Below are 24,043 nucleotides of genomic sequence, written 5' to 3' on the forward strand. Positions count from 1 at the left end.
CGACGACAATAAAAAAAGGACACTGCATCATGCAGTGTCCCTTGAATGTCCGCTTTGCCGAACGTGTTATTCGTATTCGCTCATCGGTACGCAAGAACAGAACAGGTTACGGTCGCCGTACACGTCATCCAGACGCTTCACGCTCGGCCAGTATTTGTTCTCACGCACACCCGAGATAGGGAACACGGCCAGTTCGCGGCTGTAGGCATGCTGCCAATCGCTGACTAGCTCAGCCTGAATGTGTGGCGCGTTCACCAGCGGGTTGTCTTCCAGTGGCCATTCACCTTTGGCTACCCGATCAATCTCGCTACGGATAGCCAGCATCGCGTCGATAAAGCGATCCAGCTCCACTTTGCTTTCTGACTCGGTTGGCTCAACCATCAACGTACCCGCCACCGGGAACGACATGGTCGGTGCATGGAAACCGTAGTCAATCAGACGTTTGGCAATATCCATTTCGCTGATGCCGGTCTCTTCCTTCAGTGGGCGAATGTCGAGAATACATTCATGTGCCACGCGGTGATCACGGCCGGTATACAGCACTGGATAAGCCTCTTTCAGGCGAGTCGCTATATAGTTGGCATTCAGAATCGCGACCTGGCTCGCTTGCTTCAACCCTTCCGCGCCCATCATACGGATATACATCCAGCTGATTGGCAGAATCGAGGCGCTGCCGAACGGTGCTGCAGAAACTGCGCCCTGTTGGGTTGTCACACCGTCAATTTGCACCACGCTGTGGCCCGGTACAAAAGGTGCCAGGTGTGCTTTCACGCCAATTGGCCCCATGCCTGGGCCGCCGCCGCCGTGCGGAATACAGAAGGTTTTATGCAGGTTAAGGTGTGAAACATCCGCACCGATATACCCTGGGGTGGTGATACCCACCTGGGCATTCATGTTGGCACCGTCAAGGTAAACCTGGCCGCCGAACTGATGGACGATCTGGCACACTTCACGAATGGTTTCTTCATACACGCCGTGGGTCGACGGGTACGTCACCATGATACAAGACAGCTCTTCACCTGCTTGTTCTGCCTTGATGCGCAGATCGTGCAGATCAATGTTGCCATTCTTGTCGCAAGCCACCACGACCACACTCATGCCTGCCATTTGAGCAGAAGCCGGGTTGGTACCGTGGGCAGAGCTTGGGATCAGGCAGATATGACGGCCCGCTTCGTTACGGCTTTCATGGTAACGGCGGATTGCCAGCAGACCGGCGTATTCACCCTGCGCACCTGAGTTCGGTTGCATGCACACCGCATCGTAACCGGTTAATTGCACCAACCATTGTGACAGCTGGCCGATCATCTGCTGATAACCTGCCGCCTGCTCTGGTGGGCAGAACGGATGGAGTTCGGAGAATTCAGGCCAGGTAATCGGAATCATTTCCGCAGCGGCGTTCAGTTTCATGGTGCATGAACCCAGTGGGATCATCGCCTGATTGAGCGCCAAGTCTTTACGTTCGAGACGATGCATATAACGCATCATCTCGGTTTCGCTGTGGTAGCGGTTGAAGACAGGGTGAGTCAGGATTGGCTCCTGGCGCAGCATACCGGCCGGGATCGACTGGCTACTTTTGCTCACTGCCGCATCCAGCGCGTCAATGTCCAGGCCGTGGTTGTCGCCGGCCAGCAAGGCGAACAGGGTCTGCACGTCTTCACGTGAGGTGGCTTCATCCAGTGTGATACCTACTGCGCCGTGAATATCGGTGCGTAAGTTGATACCGAAGCTCAACGCGCGCTCCAGGACCGCAGCCTTGTCTTTCACTTCCACGGTCAGGGTGTCGAACCAGGTTTTGTGGCGCAGTTGCAGGCCGGCCTTTTGCAGCCCAGCAGCCAAAATGTCGGTCAGGCGATGAATGCGCCCGGCGATACGTTGCAGGCCCTGTGGGCCGTGGTACACCGCATACAGGCTGGCGATGTTGGCCAGCAGAACCTGCGATGTACAGATATTCGAGTTGGCTTTCTCGCGACGAATGTGTTGCTCACGGGTTTGCATCGCCATACGCAGCGCTGTATTACCGGCAGCATCGCGTGAAACCCCAATGATACGGCCCGGCATCGAGCGTTTGAACTCATCCCGACAAGAGAAGAAAGCAGCATGTGGCCCACCGTAGCCCATAGGGACACCAAAGCGCTGCGCGGAACCGAATACCACGTCTGCGCCCTGCTTGCCCGGTGCAGTCAGCAACACCAACGCCATAATGTCAGCGGCCACGCTGGTGACAATCTTGCGGTTTTTCAGTTCGGCCAGCAGTGCGCTGTAATCGTGCAGTTCACCGGTGGTGCCAACCTGTTGCAGCAGTACGCCAAACACACCCTGCAACTCCAGTACTTTTTCAGCTTTATCGACGATAACTTCAAAGCCAAAGGTTTCAGCACGGGTGCGTACAACGTCCAGCGTCTGAGGATGTACGTCATCAGCGACGAAGAAACGGTTAGCGTCTTTTAGCTTGCTGGCGCGCTTGGCCAACGCCATCGCTTCGGCAGCGGCGGTGGCTTCGTCCAGCAATGAAGCGGATGCCAGATCCAGACCGGTCAGATCAAGGGTCACGGTTTGGAAGTTCAACAGCGCCTCAAGACGGCCCTGTGACACTTCCGGCTGATAAGGGGTATAAGCGGTGTACCAGCCTGGGTTTTCCAGCATGTTACGCAGGATCACCGGTGGCGTCAGCACCGCGCTGTAACCCATACCGATATAGGATTTGTAGCGCTGATTCTGAGAGGCAATCGCCTTCAGTTCTGCCAACGCCTGATGTTCAGTAGCCGCATCGCCCACCGGCGGCGGCGCAGGCAGTTGAATGTCTGCCGGCACAATCTGTTGGATCAGCGCGTTGAGCGAGCGTGCGCCCACCGCTTCCAGCAACTGCTGCTGTTGTTCTGCAGAAGAGCCGATATGGCGTTCGATGAACGCTTCGCTGTGTTCAAGTTGGCTGAGTGTCTGAGTCATTGCTACAAATTCCTGAATTCTGGCGTGGTACGGGATATAGCCTGTTCTATAACTAAAACGCCTTCCTATTAAGACCCTAGGTCAAGGCGTTACATACTCAATGGATTTCAAGTTGCCGCGAGGCGGCCAGTTTGCTTATCCCCAGTGGCTTACTTTAGTCAGCTACTGGGGTAAGCATGTGCAGATAACAACGCTGCAGCTTGAAAGACGAAGAGTATGCCGATTACTCGTCGATAGAGGCCTGGTAAGCACCGGCATCAAGCAGGTTAGCCAGTTCACTTTCGTCTGACGCTTTAATCTGGAACAGGAAACCTTCACCGTAAGGCTCGCTGTTCACCAGCTCCGGGGAACCTTCCAGTTCAACGTTTACCGCAACGATTTCACCGCTGATTGGCGAATAAATGTCCGAGGCCGCTTTGACAGATTCAGCCACGGCGCAATCTTCGCCGGCGGCCACAACACGGCCCACTTCTGGCAAATCAACAAACACCATATCGCCCAGCAGTTCCTGCGCGTGTTCGGTGATACCTACAGTGTAAACGCCGTTACCTTCTGAACGAACCCACTCGTGTGAGGACGCATATTTCAATTCTGTTGGCACATTGCTCATAGCCAGCTACTCCTTCGAAGAAATAATTTCCCTGCGTCTTTCACACCGCAGCGTTGTTGGCCGCAGCGCAAAATCCATGGGGAATAACCAATAAAAAATTAATGAGTCAGGGGCTTACCGGCACGCACAAACCCAGGTTTGGTGACCTTAACCGGCATTTCGCGGTTGCGGATCTGTACGATGGCCTGTTCGCCGATGCCAGCAGGGACGCGGGCCAGGGCAATACTGAAGCCCAGGGTCGGCGAGAATGAGCCACTGGTGATCACCCCTTCGTGCGTCTGGCCTGCCGCATCGGTGAAACGCACCGGCAGCTCATTACGTAATACGCCTTTTTCCGTCATGATCAAGCCGACCAGTTGCTCGGTGCCCAATTCACGCTGTTTTTCCAGCGCGTCGCGGCCGATGAACTGACGATCTTCCGGCTGCCAGGCAATGGTCCAGCCCATGTTGGCGGCCAATGGCGAAATGCCTTCGTCCATCTCTTGCCCGTACAGATTCATGCCGGCTTCCAGACGCAGCGTGTCGCGTGCGCCCAGGCCCGCCGGCTTAACGCCAGCCGCCAGCAGTTTCTGCCAGAAGTCCACAACCTGCTCTTTTGGCAGCGCAATTTCATAACCCGCTTCGCCGGTATAACCGGTGGTCGCGATAAACAGATCCCCGGCCTGTACGCCGAAGAACGGCTTCATGCCTTCAACGGCGTTTTTTTGTTCTGGGGTAAATAAGGTGCCGGCACGCTCTTTGGCCTGTGGGCCTTGCACCGCAACCAGCGCCAAATCGTCACGCACCGTCAGGGCTACGCCGTACGGAGCGGCATGCTCTTCGATCCAGGCCAGGTCTTTGTCGCGCGTGGCGGAGTTCACCACCAGGCGGAAATAATCTTCAGTAAGGAAGTAAACGATCAGGTCGTCGATCACGCCGCCGGACGCATTCAACATGCCGGTGTACAGCGCTTTACCCGGTTGGGTGAGCTTGGCAACATCGTTTGCCAACAGGTAACGCAGGAACTCGCGGGTACGGGCACCGCGCAGATCTACAATGGTCATATGGGAGACGTCAAACATACCGGCATCCTGACGCACGGCGTGGTGCTCATCGATCTGGGAACCGTAATGCAGTGGCATCATCCAGCCATGAAAATCTACCATACGCGCACCGCACGCCACGTGCTGGTCGTACAATGGGGTTTGCTTTGCCATCTTTTCCCTCACTCCACAAATCCCCGCAATAATTCAAACCGCCGCGCTGTTGGCTGCTCTTCTCACCCGAATCACCTACTCATGCAAGCTCATCGTGCTCGATCGGTTGCCGCCGCGATACAACTCGAATTATTTAGGGTATTTAACATTACGATGATAGCGCCCAAAGACGGCTAACCGCCGTGACGCAAACGATACCTTTGCCCTGACGTTAGCACCGAACGCCCCCATTAACCATAAGATAAAATAGGTTTGGCGTCGTTCAGGGGCAGTAAAATACCGGGCTAGTGTGCAGAGTTTTTGACTGGAAAAATGCGCTTTAAGGCACAAAACCAACAATTAAAGCACCAAAAATCCAAAGTTATATAACAAACCCACGGTCGGATGCGGAATTTCGACTTTTGATAACCGAACATTGAATTAGAAAAACTAATGCTAAAATCGGCATGAAATTAGATTATTTCAAATGAAGAGTGATATAAGAAAAAGCGATGGGTAAAAGGCACAGGGTTATGCCTTCGAGATCGACGTTAATGCGGGGAAATGAGGCAGAGAGGCCTGATGACCTCTCTCAGAATACGGTCAGGCCAACCACTCCGGCAGATCGTTCAGGCCCATCGCCTGACGTACCAGCTTAGGCTTCACGCCTGGCAGGCTGTCGGCGAGGCGTAGCCCAACATCACGCAGCAGTTTCTTCGCGGGGTGGTTGCCATCGAACAGCTCGCGGAACCCCTGCATGCTGGCCAGCATGACCGCCGCGCCGTGCTTACGGCGGCGCTCATAGCGACGCAGATACAGATGCTGACCAATGTCTTTGCCCTGACGTTGCAAACGGCGCAGTTCGGCAATCAGCTCCGCTGCATCCATAAAGCCCAGGTTGACCCCTTGACCCGCCAACGGATGCACAGTGTGTGCCGCATCCCCCACCAACGCCAAACGGTGTGCAGCAAAGCTGCGCGCGTAACGCCCGGTCAACGGGAAGGTCTGACGTTCGCTTTCCAGGGTACAGCTACCGAGACGCAAATCAAACGCCATCGCCAGCTCACGGTCGAACTGCTCCGGTTCCAATTTTTTCAGGCGTTCAGCCTCTTCCGGCGACACCGACCAAACGATCGAGCTTAAATGCGGATCGTTGAACGGCAGAAACGCCAGGATGCCATCGCCATGAAACACCTGCCGCGCCGTCGCCAAATGTGGCTCCTCGGTACGGATGGTGGCGACCAGCGCATGATGACGGTAGTCCCAGAAGGTCAAAGGAATATCGGCATGCTGGCGCAGCCAGGAATGAGCTCCGTCGGCGCCAATCACCAGCCGGGCGGTCAGCATGCGGCCATCCTCCAGCGTGATAAAAGCGTCGTTTTCGCCCCAGGCGACTTGCTTGAGCTTGGCTGGGGTAATCAGCGTAACATCACTCAAGCTTTCCGCCCGCTTCCACAAGGCTTGTTGGATCACTGTGTTTTCAATGATATGGCCGAGATGGCTAAAGCCACACTCATCGCCACGGAAGGCAATCTTGCCAAAACTGTCGCGATCCCACACTTCCATCGCGTTATAGGCGCTGGCACGCAGGTTGAGGATCTCGTCCCACACGCCAATGTGTTGCAGCAGACGCTCGCTCGCAGCGTTGATAGCGGATACACGCAGCGCTGGCTGTGGCTGCAGCGGCGTCATATCTGGCTGCTGGTGCTCCAGCACGGCAACGCGCAGGCCACTGCCCTGCAAACCGCAGGCCATTGCCAACCCCACCATACCGCCACCGGCGATAACCACGTCAAATGATTGCATGCTGCTTAATTTCCTTAAATGACTCGCTATGCAGCCATTGCACAGCGATGTGGGCGTAGCACGCTACGCCCTTACTTAGACACCGCTTAACGATCTACCCAGCCCAACGTTCGCTTGGCAAAGGCATCTCGCACAGCCGGTAACTGGGCCATTGCCATCAGGCCCAGATTGCGCCCCACGACCAAGGGAGCGTAACGATTGGCAAACAACCGGATCAAACCGTCGGTCACGCCAATGGTCGCCTGCTGATCTTGCTGTCGCCGTTGTTGATAACGGCTCAACAACGCATAACCGCCGGGATCTTCCCCTGCATGCTGCGCTTCTGCCAGCGTTTCCGCCAGAGACATCACGTCACGCAGGCCAAGATTGAACCCCTGACCGGCGATCGGATGCAACGTCTGTGCGGCATTACCCACCAGCGCCAGACGATGGCTGACATGCTGATTGGCCGTCAGCAGGCTGAGCGGATAGCTGTGACGTTTGCCGGCGCGAAGAATACGCCCCAACCGCCAGCCAAACGCCTGCTGTAATTCACTGATAAAACGCGCATCGTCCCAGGCATCGACCTGTTGGCGATCCTCACGCGCGTGACACCACACCAGTGAGCTGCGCCCCTGGGACATGGGCAACAGCGCCAATGGCCCATGGCGGGTGAAACGTTCAAAGGCACGCCCCTGTGGATCTTCTGCGGTCGTGACGTTGGCAATGGTGGCAAACTGCGGGTATTCACGCTGCTGCCATTGCAGATTACAGGCCTGCGCCAGTGCCGAACGCGAACCGTCCGCCGCTACCAGCAGTTTCCCGCTGATACGCTGACCGTTATCCAGCAGCACTTCTGCCTGCTCTGCCGTGCGCACCACATCAACCACTTTGGCTGGGCAGTGCAGCGTGACGCCCGGCGCCTTGGCCAGCAGTGCAAATAGCCGTTGGCCTGCGTCGTGCAGCTCGATCACCTGCCCCAGTGCATCAACCTGGTAATCTTGCGCATATAAATTAACGAACCCGGCGTGGCCGCGATCGCTAACGTGCACCTGGGTGATGGCTGTCGCACAGTCACGCAGCGCCGGCCAAACACCAATGCGCGTCAACTGCTGGCAGGTGCCCTGCGCCAAAGCAATAGCGCGGGCGTCGAACCCCGGGTGGCTGCGATCGTCCGGCCGGGTCGCTTCGACCAAATCAACCGCCAATCGTCCCTGAGTAAGCGACGAGATAGCCAGCGCCAGGGTCGCGCCCGCCATGCCGCCACCAACGATAATTACGCTCATGCGATTACCTTGCCGCCGCCATCAGGGCTTCAATGGCGTCGGCGTCTTTCACTACGCTGGCGGTCAAGTTCTCATTGCCGTTAGCGGTGATCAAAATGTCGTCTTCGATGCGAATGCCCAGACCACGGTATTCTTCCGGCACGTCAGCATCCGGTGCGATATACAGCCCAGGCTCGACGGTAAACACCATGCCTGGTTCAAGCGTACGGTCGCGGTTTGGCGTACCGTAATGCCCGACGTCGTGCACATCCAGCCCCAACCAGTGGCCAAGCCCATGCATGTAGAACTGACGATGCGCCTGTTCGGCGATCAGCTGCTCGACGTCACCTTTCAAGATCCCCAGCTCAACCAGCCCGGTGATCATGATGCGCACGACCTCATCATTGACCTCACGGATGCTGGTGCCCGGTTTGAACAACGCCAGGGCTCGCGTCAACGACGCCAGCACAATGTCATACACCGCACGTTGTGGCCGGCTGAATTTGCCGTTGACCGGGAAGGTACGGGTAATGTCGCCCGCATAGCCTTTATATTCACAACCCGCATCGACCAGTACCAGGTCCCCATCACGCAATTCACTTTCGTTCTCGGTGTAGTGCAGGATGCAGGCGTTTTCACCCCCGCCGACGATGGTGTTATAAGACGGGTAACGGGCACCGAAGCGGGTAAATTCGTGATGAATTTCCGCCTCAAGCTGATACTCGAACATCCCGGGGCGGCATTTCTGCATCGCGCGGGTATGGGCCAATGCACTGATTTCGCCAGCCCGGCGCATTATCGCCATCTCTTCAGACGATTTGAACAGGCGCATTTCATGCACCCATGGACGCCAGTCAGTCAGGGTCGCCGGAGCCTGCAGGTTTTGGCGGAATCCCTTACGCAGCGTGTCCAGCGCAGTGAACAGGATCTGATCGGCATAGGCATATTGGCCCTGCGCGTGGTAAACCACGTCCAGTCCATTGAGCAGCAGGGGTAATTGTTCGTTGATTTCATCGAACGACAGCGCACGATCTACGCCCAGCTTCGCCGGGGCAGCATCTTGTCCCAGGCGGCGGCCAAACCAGATTTCCGCCGTCAGATCACGCACGCGGTTAAACAGTACGCTGTGGTTATGCGTCTCATCGCTCTTCACCAGAATCAACACCGCTTCCGGCTCGTTGAAACCAGTCAGATACCAGAAATCGCTGTTCTGACGGTAAGGGTATTCTGTGTCTGCACTGCGCGTTGCTTCCGGCGCAGAGAAAATAATTGCCGCGCTGGCCGGAGCCATTTTCGCCAACAGCGCCTGACGGCGGCTGTTGAATTCCTGCTGAGTCATCACCTTCTCCTGAAATCAATCTGCCTGTGCTCACGGCCATTTAAGGACGTGAATTCGGATGTTTAGTGCAAGGTCGGCTTGGCATTTTCCGGTGCCGTTGGTTTGCGGCGGGTAAATTCGGTATGGCATAAAATGGCGGCGACACGAACGTACTCCACCACTTCTTCCAGAGAGTGCTCAAGCTCTTCCTGATCTTCGTCTTCGTCATAACCGAGCTGGGCGATATTGCGCAGATCGTCGATCGCCTCACCCACTTCGTCTTTCACCTGGGCCAATTTCGGCTGCATCATGCCGAGCCCAAGCAGGAAATGATTTACCCAACCGGCCAATGCATCCGCGCGGTCGAACACGCTGACCGTTTCGCCTTCCGGCATCATCAGTTGGAACATGAAATCGTCGTCTTCTAAGGTTTCACGCGTAATTTCATAAAGTTGCTGCAACGGCAAGCTCAGTGCCTGCGGGAAGGCCACGCCTTCATTCGTCAGATCATAGACCAGAGATTGCCAGCCAGCGTCTTGGCTGCCACCGCACAACAGGCCGCTGAGCAGGCCGTGCATTTCTGCTGCGGTTAATGCCACCGCTTGCTGGTTAAGAGCAACGGTCAAAGATTGGTAACTTGGAAATGTATTCTGTATAGACATGCGCATTCGTCATCGTTGGCAGGATAAGTTCGTGTTATGCTACCACCAAGGTCCGTCGCTGTACCAGATAAGCGCGACACCTCAGTGGCTAGTTATAATCGTGATGTGCCAGATCTCACACACTGCCGGCAAGGATCAAAATGACGCTAAATACGCATTTTGAAACGCTTTTTTGACTGGTAATGTCTGTCGCAGTAGATTACAACCAGGTACTGAAAAAGGGGTTGTATCTTGGTACCGAGGTATATATAGTGGCGCCCGCTTTGGTTGGCCCGGTAAGGGTAGGCTGGGGCTGGCGCGAAATTTAGGCAGGAAGGTGGCATGTCTGCACAACCAGTAGATATTCAAATTTTTGGTCGCTCTTTAAGAGTCAATTGCCCGCCAGAACAACAAGATGCGTTGAACATGGCCGCGGTCGATCTTAACGAACGGTTGCAAGATCTTAAAGTTCGCACTAGAGTCACAAATACTGAGCAGCTCGTTTTCATCGCAGCATTGAACGTTTGTCACGAACTTGCTCAAGAACGGTTGAAAACCCGTGATTATGCGTCCAATATGGAACAACGCATTCGTATGCTGCAACAGACCATTGAACAAGCGTTGCTTGAACAAGGTCGCATCTCTGAACGTCAGGATGCACAATTCGAATAACTTAAGTTGCTGAGATCCAAGGTTTCGGCAACGAGTAAAAAATTTCTCTGAGATGTTCGCCAGCGGGCCAGTCCCCTGAGCCGATATTTAGTACCAACAGAATGTGATGATCCGCGATCGGTGTGCATGCTCGGCCCGCCGAGAAGCCTTAAGATTGCGACAGCACGTTCACCTTGAACCATGGGTTCAAGGGTTACAGCCTGCGACGGCATCTCGGAGATTCCCCTTCCTCAGCGGTAAGTGTGCTGACTATGTCCTTTCAAGCCCAATATGCCCAACAGCGGCAAAATATCCGACAGCAAATCCGCCAACGTCGACGTGCTTTAACACCAGAACAACAACACAACTTTGCCCAGCAAACAGCCGAACGCATTGCGGCACATCCGCGTATTCTGGCAGCGCAAAGCGTCGCGGTATTTTTATCCTTTGATGGTGAACTGGACACGCGCCCGCTGATTGAACGGTTATGGCAGTCAGGCAAGCGGGTTTATCTGCCCGTGCTGCATCCGTTCAGCCCCGGCAATCTGCTGTTCCTGCGCTATACCCCGGAAACGCCGCTGGCTAACAACCGCTTCAATATCCGTGAGCCGCAACTCGACGTGCGCCACGTGCTGCCATTAAATTCGTTAGACGTGGTGCTAACGCCATTGGTGGCATTTGACAGCACAGGCCAGCGGTTAGGGATGGGCGGCGGCTTCTACGATCGCACCTTGCAAAACTGGCAGCAAACTGGCCCTTACCCCATCGGGTTAGCCCATGACTGCCAACAAGTGGAACAGATACCGGTGGAACATTGGGATATCCCGCTGCCGGAAATCGTGACCCCGTCGCAGAATTGGGCTTGGCAGATAGCGCAATAGCAAAAGGCCGGATAAATCCGGCCTTTGCGTTACAACGTTTTCAATCAGAGCAGCAAGCGAGAACGGATGGTGCCGGCAATTGCCTTCATACGTTGCAGTGCAGCGTCGGCACGTTCGGTTTCCGCGTCAATGTCGATGACCACGTAGCCGATTTCCGGGCCAGTTTGCAGGTACTGCGCAGCAATGTTCACCCCTTCTTCCGCGAAAATCTGGTTAATTTGCGTCAGTATGCCAGGGCGGTTTTCATGAATATGCAGCAGACGGCTTACGTTAGCACTGTGTGCAGGCAACGACACTTCAGGGAAGTTGACCGCAGACAGCGTCGAGCCGTTGTCGGAGTATTTCGCCAGTTTGCCCGCGACTTCATCACCGATATTTTCCTGCGCTTCCTGAGTCGAACCGCCAATGTGCGGGGTCAGGATCACATTATCGAACTCGCACAGCGGTGAGTTAAACGGCTCGCTGTTGGTAGCTGGCTCTTCCGGGAACACGTCAATCGCCGCGCCGGCTAAGTGTTTGCTGGCCAGGACGTTACACAGCGCAGGGATATCAACCACTGTGCCGCGTGAGGCGTTGATCAGAATAGAACCTGGCTTCATCAGCGCCAGCTCTTCTGCACCCATCATGTTCTTGGTCGACGGAGTTTCCGGCACGTGCAGCGTCACTACGTCGCTCATGTTGAGCAAATCGGACAGGTGGCGAACCTGCTGTGCATTGCCTAATGGCAGCTTGTTCTCAATATCGTAAAAGAACACTTTCATGCCCAGGCCTTCGGCCAGGATGCCCAACTGGGTACCGATATGACCGTAGCCAATAATTCCCAGCTTCTTACCACGCGCTTCAAACGAGCCAACGGCCAGTTTTTGCCATTCACCCCGGTGCGCTTTGGCGTTAGCGGACGGAATACCGCGCAGCATCAGCAGCAGTTCGCCCAGCACCATTTCGGCCACGGATCGGGTATTAGAGAAAGGTGCGTTAAACACCGGAACGCCGCGTTTGGTCGCCGCTTTCAGATCAACCTGGTTAGTACCGATACAGAAACACCCCACCGCCACCAGCTTTTCTGCGGCAGCGAAAACCTCTTCGGTCAGATGCGTACGCGATCGGATGCCGACGAAGTGAGCATCGCGAATGGATGCCTTAAGCGATTCGGTGTCTAACGCACCTTTGTGATATTCAATGTTGGTATATCCGGCTGCCAGCAGATTATCTACCGTGCTCTGATGAACCCCTTCCACCAACAGGAATTTAATCCTGTCTTTCTCCAATGATACTTTTGCCATTTACCCGACCCTATGTTCAGACTTCAGAAGCGGCTGTTGTCAAACAGCACCCATCCAACATAACAAAAATAACGCAGGCGGCAATACAAACGATTGCCCGCCCGTCAGTACAAGGCTCAGGGTTGTCTGCGGTTTCTGGTAGAAAATGCCATAGGGAAAGAATTAGACAGGAGCTTCGTGGAGCTAACGCTCATAATGTGACATATGTCACCAAATTTGGCGCTTTTAATAAAAGATATTTTAGCCAGTGAATTATTCGGTCTGGTGGGATCCAAGATCCTATACCACAGGGGCACTGCCTGCTGCGCCCCTGCGGAGAGATTCTTTATTTGATGACTTTCACACCCTCAGGTGTCCCAACCAGCGCCACATCGGCACCACGGTTGGCGAACAGACCGACAGTGACAACGCCGGCAATACCGTTAATTTTATTTTCCAACGCAATGGCATCGACGATGTTCAGGTTATGTACATCGAGGATCACGTTGCCGTTATCGGTCAGTACATTCTGGCGATACTCTGGCAGACCGCCCAGTTTCACCAGCTCACGTGCGACGTAGGAACGCGCCATCGGGATCACTTCCACGGGCAACGGGAATTTACCCAGTACGTCGACCTGCTTGGTCGAATCGACGATACAGATAAACTTACGCGCAATGGCGGCAATGATTTTTTCACGCGTCAGCGCAGCGCCGCCGCCTTTGATCATCTGCATCTGGCGGTTGATTTCATCGGCCCCATCGACATAGATATCCAGCGAATCCACTTCATTGCTGTCGAACACGTGGATGCCGAGGCTTTTCAGCTTGGCCGTGGAAGCGTCAGAGCTGGACACCGCCCCTTCGATTTGGTGCTTGATCGAGCCGAGTGCATCAATAAAATGGGCGGCGGTCGAGCCCGTGCCAACACCGACGATGGTGCCTGGGGTAACGTAATCCAGCGCTGCCCAGCCAACCGCTTTTTTCAGTTCATCCTGCGTCATAATATGTCCCTTGCCTCTGTACGAAAACGTGTGCGTATTATAGGGTAAATCGCTATTTTTCACTCAGGCAGGATCACACTTCTTTGCCCTAAGCCGCATTTTTAGGCGCATCGCGGCAATATGCCCCGGTGATTTTCCACCTGTAAAACGCCAGAGATGTGGCATAGTGCCTGTATCAATTTACTTTAAGGGATATCTTTCCGATGAAACGCCCAGACTATCGAACGCTACAAGCGCTGGACGCGGTGATCCGTGAGCGTGGCTTTGAGCGCGCCGCGCAAAAACTTTGTATCACCCAATCGGCAGTATCCCAACGCATCAAGCAGTTGGAAAACCTGTTCGGCCAGCCGCTGTTGGTACGCACCGTGCCGCCTCGGCCGACCGAACAGGGCCAGAAGCTGCTGGCGTTGCTGCATCAGGTTGAATTGCTGGAAGAAGAGTGGCTGGGTAACGACACCGGCATTGATACGCCGCTGCTGCTGTCGCTGGCGGTTAACGCCGACAGCCTGGCGACCTGGCTGCTGCCGGCATTAAAGCCGGTACTGACCGATTCCCCTATCCGCCTGAATTTGCAGGTGGAAGACGAAACACGTACTCAGGAACGCCTGCGGCGCGGCGAAGTGGTCGGTGCGGTGAGTATCCAGCCACAACCGCTGCCAAGCTGCCTGGTGGATCAACTGGGCGCACTGGACTATCTGTTTGTCGCCTCAAAAGGCTTTGCCGAGCGTTACTTCCCGAATGGCGTTACGCGTTCCGCGCTGCTGAAAGCGCCCGCGGTCGCGTTCGATCATCTCGACGATATGCATCAGGCTTTCCTGCAGCAGAACTTTGATCTGTCGCCGGGCAGCGTCCCCTGCCATATCGTGAACTCATCGGAGGCCTTCGTGCAGTTGGCACGCCAAGGCACCACCTGCTGCATGATCCCGCATCTGCAGATTGAGAAAGAGTTGGATTCAGGTGAGCTTATCGATCTGACGCCGGGCTTGTTCCAACGCCGCATGTTGTTCTGGCACCGCTTCGCGCCAGAAAGCCGCATGATGCGTAAGGTGACCGATGCCCTGCTGGAACATGGCCGCCAGGTTCTGCGCCAGGATTAAATGCAAAAGGTTCGCCGTGGCGAACCTTTTGAGGGCGTTGACAAAGTGCTCTGTTGTATCATCGTAGGGGCGCCGCATGCTGCGCCCGTTAGCATCATCAATGGGTACATCGGGTCGAACATGTTCGACCCCTACCGGTTTAGCCCCTGCGTAGCTTTGCCAACACTTCGTACTATTGCGCCGCGTTGCGCTGCAACTCAAACACCACATCCACCTGATCGTCAAAGTGAATGCTCTGCTGTTCGTAGGTTTGTGCCACGTCGCTCTCTGCCGCTGCGCCCGCCGCTTTATACATACGCGCTACTGGCATCGGCTGGTAGTTAGCAACATGATAACGAATGCTGTAAACCGGCCCCAGCTTGGCGTTAAAGCCTTTGGCTAATGAAGCCGCCTGCTGCGTCGCATTCTCGATGGCTTTCTGGCGCGCCTGCTCACGATAGACGTCCGGTTTCGCGACGCCCAATTCCACGGCGCGGATCTCATTGAGGCCGGATTTCAATGCGCCGTCCAGCAGCTCATTCAGCTTATCCAACTGGCGTAACGTCACCTGCACCTGGCGTACGGCACGGTAGCCTTTCAGCACTGACTCACCGGTTTTCAGGTAATCGTATTCCGGCTGAGTGCGCAGGTTGGCAGCGCTGATGTCTTTCTTCTCAATATTGTTTTTTTGCAGGAAATCAAAGTATTGCGCGACACGTTCGTCGACCTGCTTTTTCGCCTGTGCCGCGTCTTTGGACGATACGCTCACCTCGATCGCCAGAGTGGCGATATCCGGTGTCGCATCAACGCTGGATGTGCCCGAGGTTACCACGTGTGGCCCTTCTGGCACTTCAGCCGCTTGCAGCGCCAGAGGTAATGTCCCTAATCCAATCATTGCGGCCATAGCCAATGCTTTAAGCTTCACAGTGTCTCCTTGATGACAGGCTGTAACTGATTACCGACCTTTCTCTACCGAGAACAGCCGGTTCCTTGGCATCAAACGTAGCATATCGCACGGGCTTTTGAATTCGGATTAGTGACAAATTCTTATAAACTTGCCCCCTGCCAGGCCAATTGCAAGGCAATGCCCCACATCACTACGCCGACCAGCGTATTGATGACGCGTTGCGCCATTTGAGTTTTCAACCACGGCGCCAGCCAAGAGGCCAGCAACGCCAACGCGAAGAACCAAACGATGGAAGCACTCACCGCCCCCAGCGCAAACCAGGAGCGCACGTCCGGTGCCAGTTGGCCTCCCAGGCTGCCCAGCACAACGAAAGTATCAAGGTAAACATGTGGGTTCAGCCAGGTTACCGCCAACATGGTGACCACCAGCCGCCAACGGCTCTGCTTCATTTCCTCCGCCGTGGCCAGCGTCAAATGGCGACTGAATGCGGTGCGAAATGCGCCCCAGCCATACCATAACAAGAAGGCCACGCCGCCCCAGGTAACCAATGCCAGCAGTAACGGCGAACGGCTCAGTAAGGCGCTACCACCAAAAATGCCGGCGCAGATCAACACAATGTCGCTCAATGCACACAGCGACGCGATCATCAGATGATACTGACGGCGTATCCCCTGATTCATCACAAAAACATTTTGCGGCCCCAACGGCAGGATCATCGCCGCGCTCAGGGCAAAACCCTGCAAAAAGACAGCTAACATGGAATTCCTCACAGAAAAAAGCACCGTTCAGCGGCGCGTGTCGGTCAACACGCGCATCATATGAGGAAAAAATTATTAGGTGAAATTGATACTTCTAATCAACTATCAGAAATACTAATAATCAGGCAGGAATGACAAACCCCAGTTCTTGAGAAATACGCTGCGCGGTCGCCAACACCGGTTTAATCAAGGCCTTAACACCAATCTGCTGCAGTTTGGCGGTGGGCAACGAGACCGACACCGCATAGGGAACCCGCTGCTGAATATCAAACACCGGGGCCGCCACGCAGGACACTCCCAGCTCATTCTCTTCACGGTCCATTGCCATGCCGCGCAGGCGAATATCGGCCAGTTCCTCATACATCTTCGGCAATTCGGTGATGGTATTACGCGTCAGCGTCTGGATCTCATGCTGATGAGTTTGCCAGTAGTGATCCGGGTAATCGCTGTTGCCGTAGGCCATAAAAATCTTGCCCATCGCCGAGCAATACAGCGGCATATGCTGGCCAATATAGGCACGGGTGCGCATCATGCCGGTCGTCGGCTCAAGCTTGTAGATCAAAATGACGTGGTCGTCTTCGCGGCTGGAGAAGTTTACCGTCTCCCCCACTTCCAGATTGAGCTGTTCCAGATGCGGCGCAGCAACATGGATGATATTCAGTGAAGACAGCGCCTTCTGCCCCACAGAAATAAACTTGGTCGTCAGCCGATAGCTGCCTGGTGACGGTGCCTGGGTGACATAGCCGCTGGTATGCAGCCCTTGCAGCAAGCGATGAACGGTACTTTTGTTCATGCCGGCCAGCTCAGACAGGTGCGCCAACGGGCAGCCATTCGGGAAGTTGCTCAGGATCTCAATCAATTGCAAACCACGGAACAGGCTTTGGCTGCCCATAGGCTTGTCTTTCTTGTCATCTTTCTCGTCAACAGCTTTCAGGCTCATAGCGCAATTTCTCCAGTGTCGAGCCGCCAGCCAACGCCACGGCGTGGTAAGCGGGCTCTTTGCCGGGAATGTTACCCCAAGGCCCGCATCAGGTGAAGACGGAACGCCGTTTCATTGTCCGTAGTGGGTTAAAAATGCGCAACATTTCGCTAACCGCCGAAGTGAGTTATACGTCACAATTCCGCAAAGAGACAAATAACCAATTGTTTTAAAACAATAATTAAAAACCGTCTGGCTTTGCTTTAGATCGGCGTTCGGCATATTATTTTTGAAATTGAATTTCGTATATTGAAATTTAATGACGATATAAACACCAATTCGCACACGCCGAACGCGTATGCAGGTACCAGGGGCGCATCACATGACACCAGATTATGCGGAACAACCCATTCTTACCCTCAGCCATATTGTTAAGCGCTTTGGCGGCAACGTCGCGGTGAATGACGTGAGTCTGCAGGTGATGCCAGGCGAAGTCCTGGCCCTGCTGGGCGAAAATGGCGCCGGCAAATCGACACTGATCAAAGTGCTGGCCGGGGTTTACCCACGTGATAGCGGCGACATCCGGTTTCAAGGGAACAGCATAGCCTCCGCCGCTGCGATAAAAAGTGACAGCCGCCAGCCTATTGCCTTTATTCATCAGGATCTCGGGCTGATCGAATGGATGACGGTAGCGGAAAATATGGCACTGGTCATGGGTTTTCCACGCCGCTTCGGCCTGATCGACTGGCGAGCCATTCGCCGCCGCGCCGTTCAGGCACTTCAGGATGTCGGTATCGCCTTGGATCCCGACGCCAGAGTCTTCGAACTGTCGCGTACCGAGAAATCCTTGCTGGCAATCGCCCGGGCCGTGGCGGTTAACGCAGAGCTGCTGGTGTTGGATGAACCCACAGCCTCTCTGCCTGCCAACGACGTACGTCACCTGTTTGCCGTGATCAACCGGCTGCGCGACAAAAAAGTCGGCATGATTTATGTCACCCATAGGTTGGATGAAGTGATCGAGATCGCCGATCGCGTTTGCGTAATGCGTGACGGACGTTACGTCGCGGGTGGCAATACCGCTGATTACTCACTGCGTGATCTGGTGCAGATGATCGTGGGCGAAGCCATGGCAGACGATCAACGCGAACCCTTACCGGAAAATCGCCCGCCGGTCCTGCAGATCAATAACGTCACCGTGGGTGATATCGGCCCGGTCAGCTTCAGCCTGCAACCCGGCGAAATGTTGGCGCTGGCTGGCCTACGCGGTGCCGGACAGGAAGAAATTGGCCGCTTACTGTTCGGCCTACGTCACGCCGACGAGGGTGAAATCCGCTTTCGCGACCAGGCCTATACCGCCGCGAGCCCGCAGCAAGCTATGGCCTGCGGGGTTTCGCTGGTGGCGGGCGACCGCACCGGCGAGAGCCTGGTGATGTCGATGAGCGTGCGTGAAAACCTGTTTATCAACCCCTGCGCCAGCGGCCACAAACTGTTGTCGCGCTACAGCCGCCGGGCCGAGATCGGCGCCAGCTGGTGGAAAGTGCAGCTGTTCGACGTACGGCCCAAGGACGTCAATATCGATATCAGTGCCCTGTCCGGCGGTAACCAACAAAAGGTGGTAATGGCGCGCTGGATGCATCTGGGCGCTCCGCTGCTGATCCTGGAAGACCCTACCGCAGGCGTAGACGTCGGTGCTCGGGCAGAAATCTATCATCTTTTAAATAAATCCCTGGCGGAAGGCGTAGCGGTGTTGGTGATCTCCAACGACTTTGAGGATATCGCCCATATCTGCAATCGCGCGCTGGTGTTCAACCGGGGGAAAGTGGTCGGCGAATTGAAAAATCAGCAGGTGTCATTCGCCAATTTATTGGAACTGGCTTCTGCCAGCGCCGGGGAAACGCCCGTGACAACGTTAGAATCTGAGGTGGGTCATGTCTAAAACATCTGTTAAATCAACGGCACTGGAGCAAAGAGTCAGCCTGTCGCAAGACGGTGCCGGCCCGTGGCTGATGCAGGTGCTCACACGCTACGGCCTACTGCTGCTGTGCATTGGGTTGGTGATCCTGTTTTCACTGATCACCCCTTCGTTCGCGTCGATGCTAACGCTGCAAGCGATCCTCTCCAGCAAAGCCAAGATCGCGCTGTTGGCACTGGCAGCCACCATCCCGATGATCGTCGGGAAAATCGACCTTAACGTTGGTTTTGGCATCGTGCTATGGCATATCCTGGCCATCACGTTACAGGTTGAATACGGTTTTTCTTGGCAGATGGCGGTGCTCACCGTTCTCGCGATCTCCGCCCTGTACGGCTTATTGAACGGCATTCTGGTGGCCCTGGCAGACATTGACAGCTTCGTTGCGACTCTCGGCTCCGGCACCGTGCTGTATGCCATTGCCCTGTGGCACTCCGGCGGCCGGCAGATCGTCGGCGATCTGCCAGACGCCTTTATCGCCCTGCACCACACCGAGATCGGCGGGATCCCGATCGTCGCGTTCTACGTGTTGATCGTCGCAGTGGTGCTGTGGCTGATCACCGAACACACCCCGCTGGGCCGCTGTATGTACGCCGTCGGCGGCAACCCGGCAGCCGCACGCCTGAACGGTATCTCGGTCAATCGCTTTACTATCGGCGCCTTTATTGCCTCCAGCGTCCTAACCGGTTTTAGCGGTGTACTGATCGCCGCCGAGCAGGGCGTTGGCCAGGCCAGCGTCGGCATGGACTACCTGCTACCTGCATTAGTCGGTGCTTTCCTCGGCAGCACCACCATTCGCCCCGGTCGGGTCAACGTCTGGGGTACCGTGGTCGGTATCGCCATTCTTGCCATCGGCATTGCCGGTATCCAGCAGTTCGGCGGGGAATTCTGGGTCGAACCGCTGTTCAACGGCGCAACGCTGTTGCTGTCCATCACTCTGGCGGGCTATGCCCAGCGCCGCCGGTTGCTCAACCAAAAAGCGGTACAACGCACTGCAGCCACCCCGGCTGATAAAAATAACCAAAAAGCGATCAATCCTTAACCAGGAGCTCACAGAATGAAACGTCTTTGGATATTACCCACTGCCCTGCTGTTGACCAGCGCCGCCTCCCCGGTCTGGGCCGATGCCTATCTCGATCAGGCCACGGCGGCTGTCGCCAAAGCCACCGCCAGCGTGACCCAGTGGGACGGCCCCACCAGCGGGCCCAAATTGCAGGCCAACAAGAAAATCATCTTTATCGCGTCGGACATGAAAAACGGCGGCGTGCAAGGCGTACAGGAAGGGCTGAGCGAGGCGGCGAAAGCCGCCGGATGGAAGCTGGAAACGCTCGATGGCGGCGGCTCGGTGAAAGATCAGCTCGCCTCACTGAATCAGGCAATTGCCCAGAAACCGGATGGCATCGTGATCGGCGGTTGGAACCCCAACGTGGCCAAAATCCCGCTGAAAAAGGCCATCCAGCAAGGCATTGTGCTCACCGCCTGGCACGCGGTGCCAGAGCCGGGGCCGATCGCCAAATACGACGTGTTTTATAACGTCACCTCTGACTCCAACGACGTGGCACGCATTGCCGCGCAATATGCGGTAGTGCAGTCCGGCGGCAAGGCCAATGTGCTGATCTTTACCGATTCGCTGTACCAGATTGCGCTGGATAAGGCCAACGTGATGAAAGAGGAAATCGGCAAATGCAGTGGCTGCAAAGTGGTGGAGTTTATCGATACGCCGCTGGCGGATACCGCCAACCGCATGCCGGCCATGACCTTCAGCCTGCTGCAAAAATACGGCGACCAGTTCCAGTACGCACTGGCCATTAACGATCTGTATTTTGATTTTATGGCTCCGGCCCTGAAAACTGCCGGTAAAGGTGGCACTCACGCCCCCTACAGCATTTCTGCCGGTGACGGCTCTATTTCTGCCTACCAGCGTATTCGCTCCGGCGGCAGCCAGTCGGCCACGGTGCCGGAACCGCTCAAACTGCACGGCTGGCAACTGCTGGATGAGTTCAACCGCGCCTTCGCCAAGCAGCCACCTTCCGGCTACGTGACCCCGGCGCACCTCGTGACTCGCGACAATATCGCTGCCGACGGCGGTGCCAACAACCTGTATGACCCACAGAATGATTATCAGGGCCACTACAAAGCCATCTGGGGCGTGAAGTAAACGGAGGTCAGCATGAACGAACTGATGGCAGACCCTCAGATTGAACGCCTGTGCGCACCGGCGATATGGGCCGAAGGCCCCGTGTGGCTGCCGCAGCAGGATGCGGTGGTGTTCAGCGACGTGAAGGGCAACCGCATGTTCCGCTGGTCGCGACAGGGGGAGCTGAGCCTATGGCGTTCCCCTTCGCACTATGCCAACGGCAATGCACGAGATGCCGAAGGACGCGTGATCAGTTGCGAACACGGGCGACGCGGCATCAGCCGAACCGAAAACGACGGTGAGGTGCAAATGCTGGTCGATCGGGTTGACGGCAAGCGTTTCAACTCGCCTAACGACCTGGCGGTACGTTCCGACGGCACAATCTGGTTTACCGATCCGCCCTATGGCATTACCGGTGACGAAGAAGGCTACAAATCTGAAAGCCAGGTGATCGGCTGCTACCTCTACTGCTTTGATCCGCGCGACGGCTCGCTGAACATTGCCGCCAGTGACCTGCAACGGCCAAACGGCCTGGCGTTCTCACCGGATGAGTCGCTGCTGTACGTGGCTGATATGTCGATAGTCGATTTCCCGACCCTGGGCCGCAGAGAGCTACGTGTGTATGAGGTCGACGGACGTGAACTGAACGCCGGACGACGCTTCGTCACCGTAGCCCCCGGCTTCCCGGACGGTTTCTGTGTCGATAAAGCCGGCAATCTGTTTTGCAGCTGTGCCGACGGCGTACTGATCTTCGACAGCCAGGGAAAGCAGCTCGGTAAGATAGAGGTGCCGGAACGGGTCTCCAATTGCACGTTCGGTGGACCTGACGGCAATGAGTTGTACATTACCGCCACCACATCGCTATACCGCAAGGTGCTGAATACCCGAGGTTAGCGAGTCAAAAAGGCGAAGGCAGAGCGGCCCCAAACCGCTCTGCTTTGCCACGCCTGAAGCACGGCAAAGGCCGAAAACGTGCCGCCGATCACAAAATCATCAGATTAATTTAACCAATTGTTTTATATAAATAATTTTCTCATGCACCGCTTTGACTTCGTTTAATCGCAGGTATAGCATTTATTTGAAATGTGATTTCACATAATGAAATTTAAAGAGCATAAAACAAACAAATGCGCCGTAGCGGAGAACCAGCATGAGAGTGAGTTACACCGATCTGAAACAGCAATTCAAACGCGTGTTACTGGCGCGAGGCGTGGCGGAAACCACTGCCGATGACTGTGCCGGCATGTTCGCCGACACCTCCGCCAGCGGCGTTTATTCCCACGGCGTTAACCGTTTCCCACGCTTTATTCAGCAGTTGGACGCAGGCGATATCGTGCCGAACGCCGAGCCCAGTAAGCTGCTGTCGCTGGGGGCTATTGAGCAGTGGGACGCACATCAGGGTATTGGTAACCTCACCGCACGCAAGATGATGGATCGCGCCATGCAATTAGCCGACAACCACGGTATCGGCCTGGTGGCACTGCGTAATGCCAACCACTGGATGCGCGGCGGCGGTTATGGTTGGCAAGCGGCGGAGAAAGGCTATATCGGCATCTGCTGGACCAACTCTATTGCCGTCATGCCGCCCTGGGGTGCCAAAGAATGCCGTATCGGTACCAACCCGTTGATCGTCGCGGTGCCGGGCAATCCGATCACCATGGTAGATATGTCGATGTCGATGTTCTCCTATGGCGCGCTGGAGCTGAACCGGCTGGCGGGTAAAACCCTGCCGGTGGACGGCGGTTTCGATAACGACGGTCAACTAACACGCGATCCGGCCACCATTGAAGAAAACCGACGCATTTTGCCGATGGGCTACTGGAAGGGATCGGCACTGTCGATCGTGCTGGATATGATCGCCACCCTGCTCTCCGGCGGATCGTCAGTGGCGGAAGTGACCGAAGACAACCGCGAAGAGTATGGCGTGTCGCAAGTCTTCATCGCCATTGAGATCGAACGCTTGATCGACGGCGCCACCCGCGATGCCAAGCTGCAGCGCATCATGGACTACATCACCAGCGCCGAACGCGATAACCCGGAGATAGCCATTCGCCTGCCGGGCCATAAATTCCCACGTATTCACGCGGAAAACATGCGTGACGGCATCCCTGTGGATGATCGTATCTGGGCGCGAATTCAGGCGCTGTAACAGGAGAATAACCATGATCTTCGGCCATATCGCCCATACCTCACCAGAGCAGTACCCGGTACCGGTGGCCAACGCCATCGCCTATCTGCAAAACACCGATTTCCGCGCCCTGCCCGCCGGACGCTATCAGGATCCTGCCAACGGCTACGTAGTACAGGTGCTGGATCTGCACACCCATCAACCGAGCGATCTCCGGCCTGAAGTACACCGCCAAAATGTCGACGTGCAGTTTCTGGTCAACGGTACCGAATTGATCGGCGTGGCGGCAGACCGGGGCGATAACGCGATCCACCAGGATTTATTGGCAGAACGCGACATTATTTTTTATCAGGACGTCGCGGATGAATCCTGGTTAACCATGCAGCCCGGTAATTTTGCGGTATTTTTCCCGCAGGATGTTCATCGCCCGGCCTGTATTAATCAGCAACCCGGCGCTATTCGCAAAGTGGTGGTGAAAATACCGCTGGCGTTGTTTAGCGTCTAATTAGCGGCAAAACATAACCTGTAAAAAACACCGGTCTCTGGGCCGGTGCTGGGCCCTTGTGCCCAAAAAAAACCAAAACAATAAAGTCCGACCCTACAGAATATTGA

The 24,043-nt window shown here is 55.6% G+C and carries 21 protein-coding genes and 1 other RNA gene; 10 read left to right on the forward strand and 12 right to left on the reverse strand.

Annotation, left to right across the window (positions count from 1 at the left end; translation table 11 throughout):
• Positions 1-66 precede the first annotated feature (66 nt).
• From gcvP to ACI2J2_RS22775, 7 genes are all read right to left on the reverse strand, one after another.
• Complete coding sequence (gene gcvP / locus ACI2J2_RS22745; protein WP_404760899.1) at positions 67-2,946, reverse strand: aminomethyl-transferring glycine dehydrogenase; 2,880 nt, start codon at positions 2,944-2,946, stop codon at positions 67-69.
• A 223-nt stretch (positions 2,947-3,169) separates the two neighbouring features.
• Positions 3,170-3,556, reverse strand: a complete 387-nt coding sequence (gene gcvH, locus ACI2J2_RS22750; RefSeq protein WP_209639586.1) for a glycine cleavage system protein GcvH — start codon at positions 3,554-3,556, stop codon at positions 3,170-3,172.
• A 98-nt stretch (positions 3,557-3,654) separates the two neighbouring features.
• Positions 3,655-4,752, reverse strand: a complete 1,098-nt coding sequence (gene gcvT, locus ACI2J2_RS22755) for a glycine cleavage system aminomethyltransferase GcvT (RefSeq protein WP_209639582.1) — start codon at positions 4,750-4,752, stop codon at positions 3,655-3,657.
• A gap of 582 nt (positions 4,753-5,334) precedes the next feature.
• The gene (gene ubiI / locus ACI2J2_RS22760) at positions 5,335-6,537 is read right to left on the reverse strand and encodes an FAD-dependent 2-octaprenylphenol hydroxylase (RefSeq protein WP_404760900.1); all 1,203 of its coding nucleotides are present in this window, start codon (positions 6,535-6,537) and stop codon (positions 5,335-5,337) included.
• An 86-nt stretch (positions 6,538-6,623) separates the two neighbouring features.
• Positions 6,624-7,802 carry a 2-octaprenyl-6-methoxyphenyl hydroxylase gene (gene ubiH, locus ACI2J2_RS22765; RefSeq protein ID WP_404760901.1) on the reverse strand — a complete coding sequence of 393 codons (1,179 nt, stop codon included), beginning with the start codon at positions 7,800-7,802 and terminating at the stop codon, positions 6,624-6,626.
• 4 nt (positions 7,803-7,806) lie between these two features.
• Complete coding sequence (pepP, locus tag ACI2J2_RS22770) at positions 7,807-9,120, reverse strand: Xaa-Pro aminopeptidase (protein WP_209639574.1); 1,314 nt, start codon at positions 9,118-9,120, stop codon at positions 7,807-7,809.
• 62 nt (positions 9,121-9,182) lie between these two features.
• Positions 9,183-9,761: a YecA family protein gene (locus ACI2J2_RS22775; protein ID WP_209639571.1), complete on the reverse strand. Its 579-nt coding sequence runs from the start codon at positions 9,759-9,761 to the stop codon at positions 9,183-9,185.
• Between the two features lie 321 nt (positions 9,762-10,082).
• On the opposite strand from ACI2J2_RS22775, the gene zapA reads away from it, so the two are divergent.
• From zapA to ACI2J2_RS22790, 3 genes are all read left to right on the forward strand, one after another.
• On the forward strand, positions 10,083-10,412 hold the full coding sequence (gene zapA / locus ACI2J2_RS22780) for a cell division protein ZapA (RefSeq protein WP_012146623.1): 330 nt from the start codon (positions 10,083-10,085) through the stop codon (positions 10,410-10,412).
• Positions 10,413-10,453: 41 nt separating this feature from the next.
• Positions 10,454-10,636: non-coding RNA, 6S RNA (gene ssrS / locus ACI2J2_RS22785), on the forward strand.
• Between the two features lie 27 nt (positions 10,637-10,663).
• Positions 10,664-11,272 (forward strand): 5-formyltetrahydrofolate cyclo-ligase, encoded by a 609-nt coding sequence (locus ACI2J2_RS22790; protein WP_404760902.1) that lies wholly within the window; start codon positions 10,664-10,666, stop codon positions 11,270-11,272.
• Between the two features lie 44 nt (positions 11,273-11,316).
• Here the strand turns inward: ACI2J2_RS22790 and serA are convergent, their stop codons facing one another.
• Positions 11,317-12,555, reverse strand: a complete 1,239-nt coding sequence (gene serA, locus ACI2J2_RS22795; protein WP_209639563.1) for a phosphoglycerate dehydrogenase — start codon at positions 12,553-12,555, stop codon at positions 11,317-11,319.
• A gap of 325 nt (positions 12,556-12,880) precedes the next feature.
• A complete protein-coding gene (gene rpiA / locus ACI2J2_RS22800; RefSeq protein WP_209639560.1) occupies positions 12,881-13,537 on the reverse strand; it encodes a ribose-5-phosphate isomerase RpiA in 657 nt (218 codons plus the stop codon).
• A 203-nt stretch (positions 13,538-13,740) separates the two neighbouring features.
• Between rpiA and ACI2J2_RS22805 the strand changes: the two genes are divergently transcribed.
• Entirely contained in the window at positions 13,741-14,634 is an 894-nt protein-coding gene (locus ACI2J2_RS22805) for a LysR family transcriptional regulator ArgP (RefSeq protein WP_037418226.1), read from the forward strand.
• A gap of 172 nt (positions 14,635-14,806) precedes the next feature.
• Here ACI2J2_RS22805 and ACI2J2_RS22810 read toward each other — a convergent pair whose 3' ends face one another.
• The 3 genes from ACI2J2_RS22810 to ACI2J2_RS22820 form a co-directional block, all read right to left on the reverse strand.
• Positions 14,807-15,538 (reverse strand): oxidative stress defense protein, encoded by a 732-nt coding sequence (locus ACI2J2_RS22810; protein ID WP_209639556.1) that lies wholly within the window; start codon positions 15,536-15,538, stop codon positions 14,807-14,809.
• Between the two features lie 122 nt (positions 15,539-15,660).
• Positions 15,661-16,278: an arginine exporter ArgO gene (argO, locus tag ACI2J2_RS22815; protein WP_209639553.1), complete on the reverse strand. Its 618-nt coding sequence runs from the start codon at positions 16,276-16,278 to the stop codon at positions 15,661-15,663.
• Positions 16,279-16,399: 121 nt separating this feature from the next.
• Positions 16,400-17,218, reverse strand: coding sequence for an IclR family transcriptional regulator (locus tag ACI2J2_RS22820; protein ID WP_209639550.1), 819 nt, complete (start codon positions 17,216-17,218; stop codon positions 16,400-16,402).
• 361 nt (positions 17,219-17,579) lie between these two features.
• On the opposite strand from ACI2J2_RS22820, the gene ACI2J2_RS22825 reads away from it, so the two are divergent.
• From ACI2J2_RS22825 to ACI2J2_RS22850, 6 genes are all read left to right on the forward strand, one after another.
• Positions 17,580-19,133 carry a sugar ABC transporter ATP-binding protein gene (locus ACI2J2_RS22825; protein ID WP_404760903.1) on the forward strand — a complete coding sequence of 518 codons (1,554 nt, stop codon included), beginning with the start codon at positions 17,580-17,582 and terminating at the stop codon, positions 19,131-19,133.
• The gene (locus tag ACI2J2_RS22830; RefSeq protein WP_209639544.1) at positions 19,126-20,208 is read left to right on the forward strand and encodes an ABC transporter permease; all 1,083 of its coding nucleotides are present in this window, start codon (positions 19,126-19,128) and stop codon (positions 20,206-20,208) included. Before ACI2J2_RS22825 ends, ACI2J2_RS22830 begins: the two co-directional genes overlap by 8 nt.
• 15 nt (positions 20,209-20,223) lie before the next feature.
• Complete coding sequence (locus ACI2J2_RS22835; protein WP_265557035.1) at positions 20,224-21,324, forward strand: substrate-binding domain-containing protein; 1,101 nt, start codon at positions 20,224-20,226, stop codon at positions 21,322-21,324.
• 12 nt (positions 21,325-21,336) lie between these two features.
• Complete coding sequence (locus ACI2J2_RS22840; RefSeq protein ID WP_404760904.1) at positions 21,337-22,197, forward strand: SMP-30/gluconolactonase/LRE family protein; 861 nt, start codon at positions 21,337-21,339, stop codon at positions 22,195-22,197.
• A 256-nt stretch (positions 22,198-22,453) separates the two neighbouring features.
• The gene (gene yiaK, locus ACI2J2_RS22845) at positions 22,454-23,452 is read left to right on the forward strand and encodes a 3-dehydro-L-gulonate 2-dehydrogenase (protein ID WP_404760905.1); all 999 of its coding nucleotides are present in this window, start codon (positions 22,454-22,456) and stop codon (positions 23,450-23,452) included.
• Positions 23,453-23,465: 13 nt separating this feature from the next.
• Positions 23,466-23,936 (forward strand): YhcH/YjgK/YiaL family protein, encoded by a 471-nt coding sequence (locus ACI2J2_RS22850; RefSeq protein WP_404760906.1) that lies wholly within the window; start codon positions 23,466-23,468, stop codon positions 23,934-23,936.
• Positions 23,937-24,043 lie beyond the last annotated feature (107 nt).

It is taken from the genome of Serratia sp. NPDC087055 (assembly GCF_044900985.1).
In the GTDB taxonomy this organism is placed as follows: domain Bacteria; phylum Pseudomonadota; class Gammaproteobacteria; order Enterobacterales; family Enterobacteriaceae; genus Serratia.

Bases quoted from the DNA above. Each gene is read 5' to 3' on its own strand.
- gcvP (WP_404760899.1), bottom strand. From the start codon at position 2,946: ATGACTCAGACACTCAGCCAACTTGAACACAGCGAAGCGTTCATCGAA.
- gcvH (WP_209639586.1), bottom strand. From the start codon at position 3,556: ATGAGCAATGTGCCAACAGAATTGAAATATGCGTCCTCACACGAGTGG.
- gcvT (WP_209639582.1), bottom strand. From the start codon at position 4,752: ATGGCAAAGCAAACCCCATTGTACGACCAGCACGTGGCGTGCGGTGCG.
- ubiI (WP_404760900.1), bottom strand. From the start codon at position 6,537: ATGCAATCATTTGACGTGGTTATCGCCGGTGGCGGTATGGTGGGGTTG.
- ubiH (WP_404760901.1), bottom strand. From the start codon at position 7,802: ATGAGCGTAATTATCGTTGGTGGCGGCATGGCGGGCGCGACCCTGGCG.
- pepP (WP_209639574.1), bottom strand. From the start codon at position 9,120: ATGACTCAGCAGGAATTCAACAGCCGCCGTCAGGCGCTGTTGGCGAAA.
- ACI2J2_RS22775 (WP_209639571.1), bottom strand. From the start codon at position 9,761: ATGTCTATACAGAATACATTTCCAAGTTACCAATCTTTGACCGTTGCT.
- zapA (WP_012146623.1), top strand. From the start codon at position 10,083: ATGTCTGCACAACCAGTAGATATTCAAATTTTTGGTCGCTCTTTAAGA.
- ACI2J2_RS22790 (WP_404760902.1), top strand. From the start codon at position 10,664: ATGTCCTTTCAAGCCCAATATGCCCAACAGCGGCAAAATATCCGACAG.
- serA (WP_209639563.1), bottom strand. From the start codon at position 12,555: ATGGCAAAAGTATCATTGGAGAAAGACAGGATTAAATTCCTGTTGGTG.
- rpiA (WP_209639560.1), bottom strand. From the start codon at position 13,537: ATGACGCAGGATGAACTGAAAAAAGCGGTTGGCTGGGCAGCGCTGGAT.
- ACI2J2_RS22805 (WP_037418226.1), top strand. From the start codon at position 13,741: ATGAAACGCCCAGACTATCGAACGCTACAAGCGCTGGACGCGGTGATC.
- argO (WP_209639553.1), bottom strand. From the start codon at position 16,278: ATGTTAGCTGTCTTTTTGCAGGGTTTTGCCCTGAGCGCGGCGATGATC.
- ACI2J2_RS22820 (WP_209639550.1), bottom strand. From the start codon at position 17,218: ATGAGCCTGAAAGCTGTTGACGAGAAAGATGACAAGAAAGACAAGCCT.
- ACI2J2_RS22825 (WP_404760903.1), top strand. From the start codon at position 17,580: ATGACACCAGATTATGCGGAACAACCCATTCTTACCCTCAGCCATATT.
- ACI2J2_RS22830 (WP_209639544.1), top strand. From the start codon at position 19,126: ATGTCTAAAACATCTGTTAAATCAACGGCACTGGAGCAAAGAGTCAGC.
- ACI2J2_RS22835 (WP_265557035.1), top strand. From the start codon at position 20,224: ATGAAACGTCTTTGGATATTACCCACTGCCCTGCTGTTGACCAGCGCC.
- ACI2J2_RS22840 (WP_404760904.1), top strand. From the start codon at position 21,337: ATGAACGAACTGATGGCAGACCCTCAGATTGAACGCCTGTGCGCACCG.
- yiaK (WP_404760905.1), top strand. From the start codon at position 22,454: ATGAGAGTGAGTTACACCGATCTGAAACAGCAATTCAAACGCGTGTTA.
- ACI2J2_RS22850 (WP_404760906.1), top strand. From the start codon at position 23,466: ATGATCTTCGGCCATATCGCCCATACCTCACCAGAGCAGTACCCGGTA.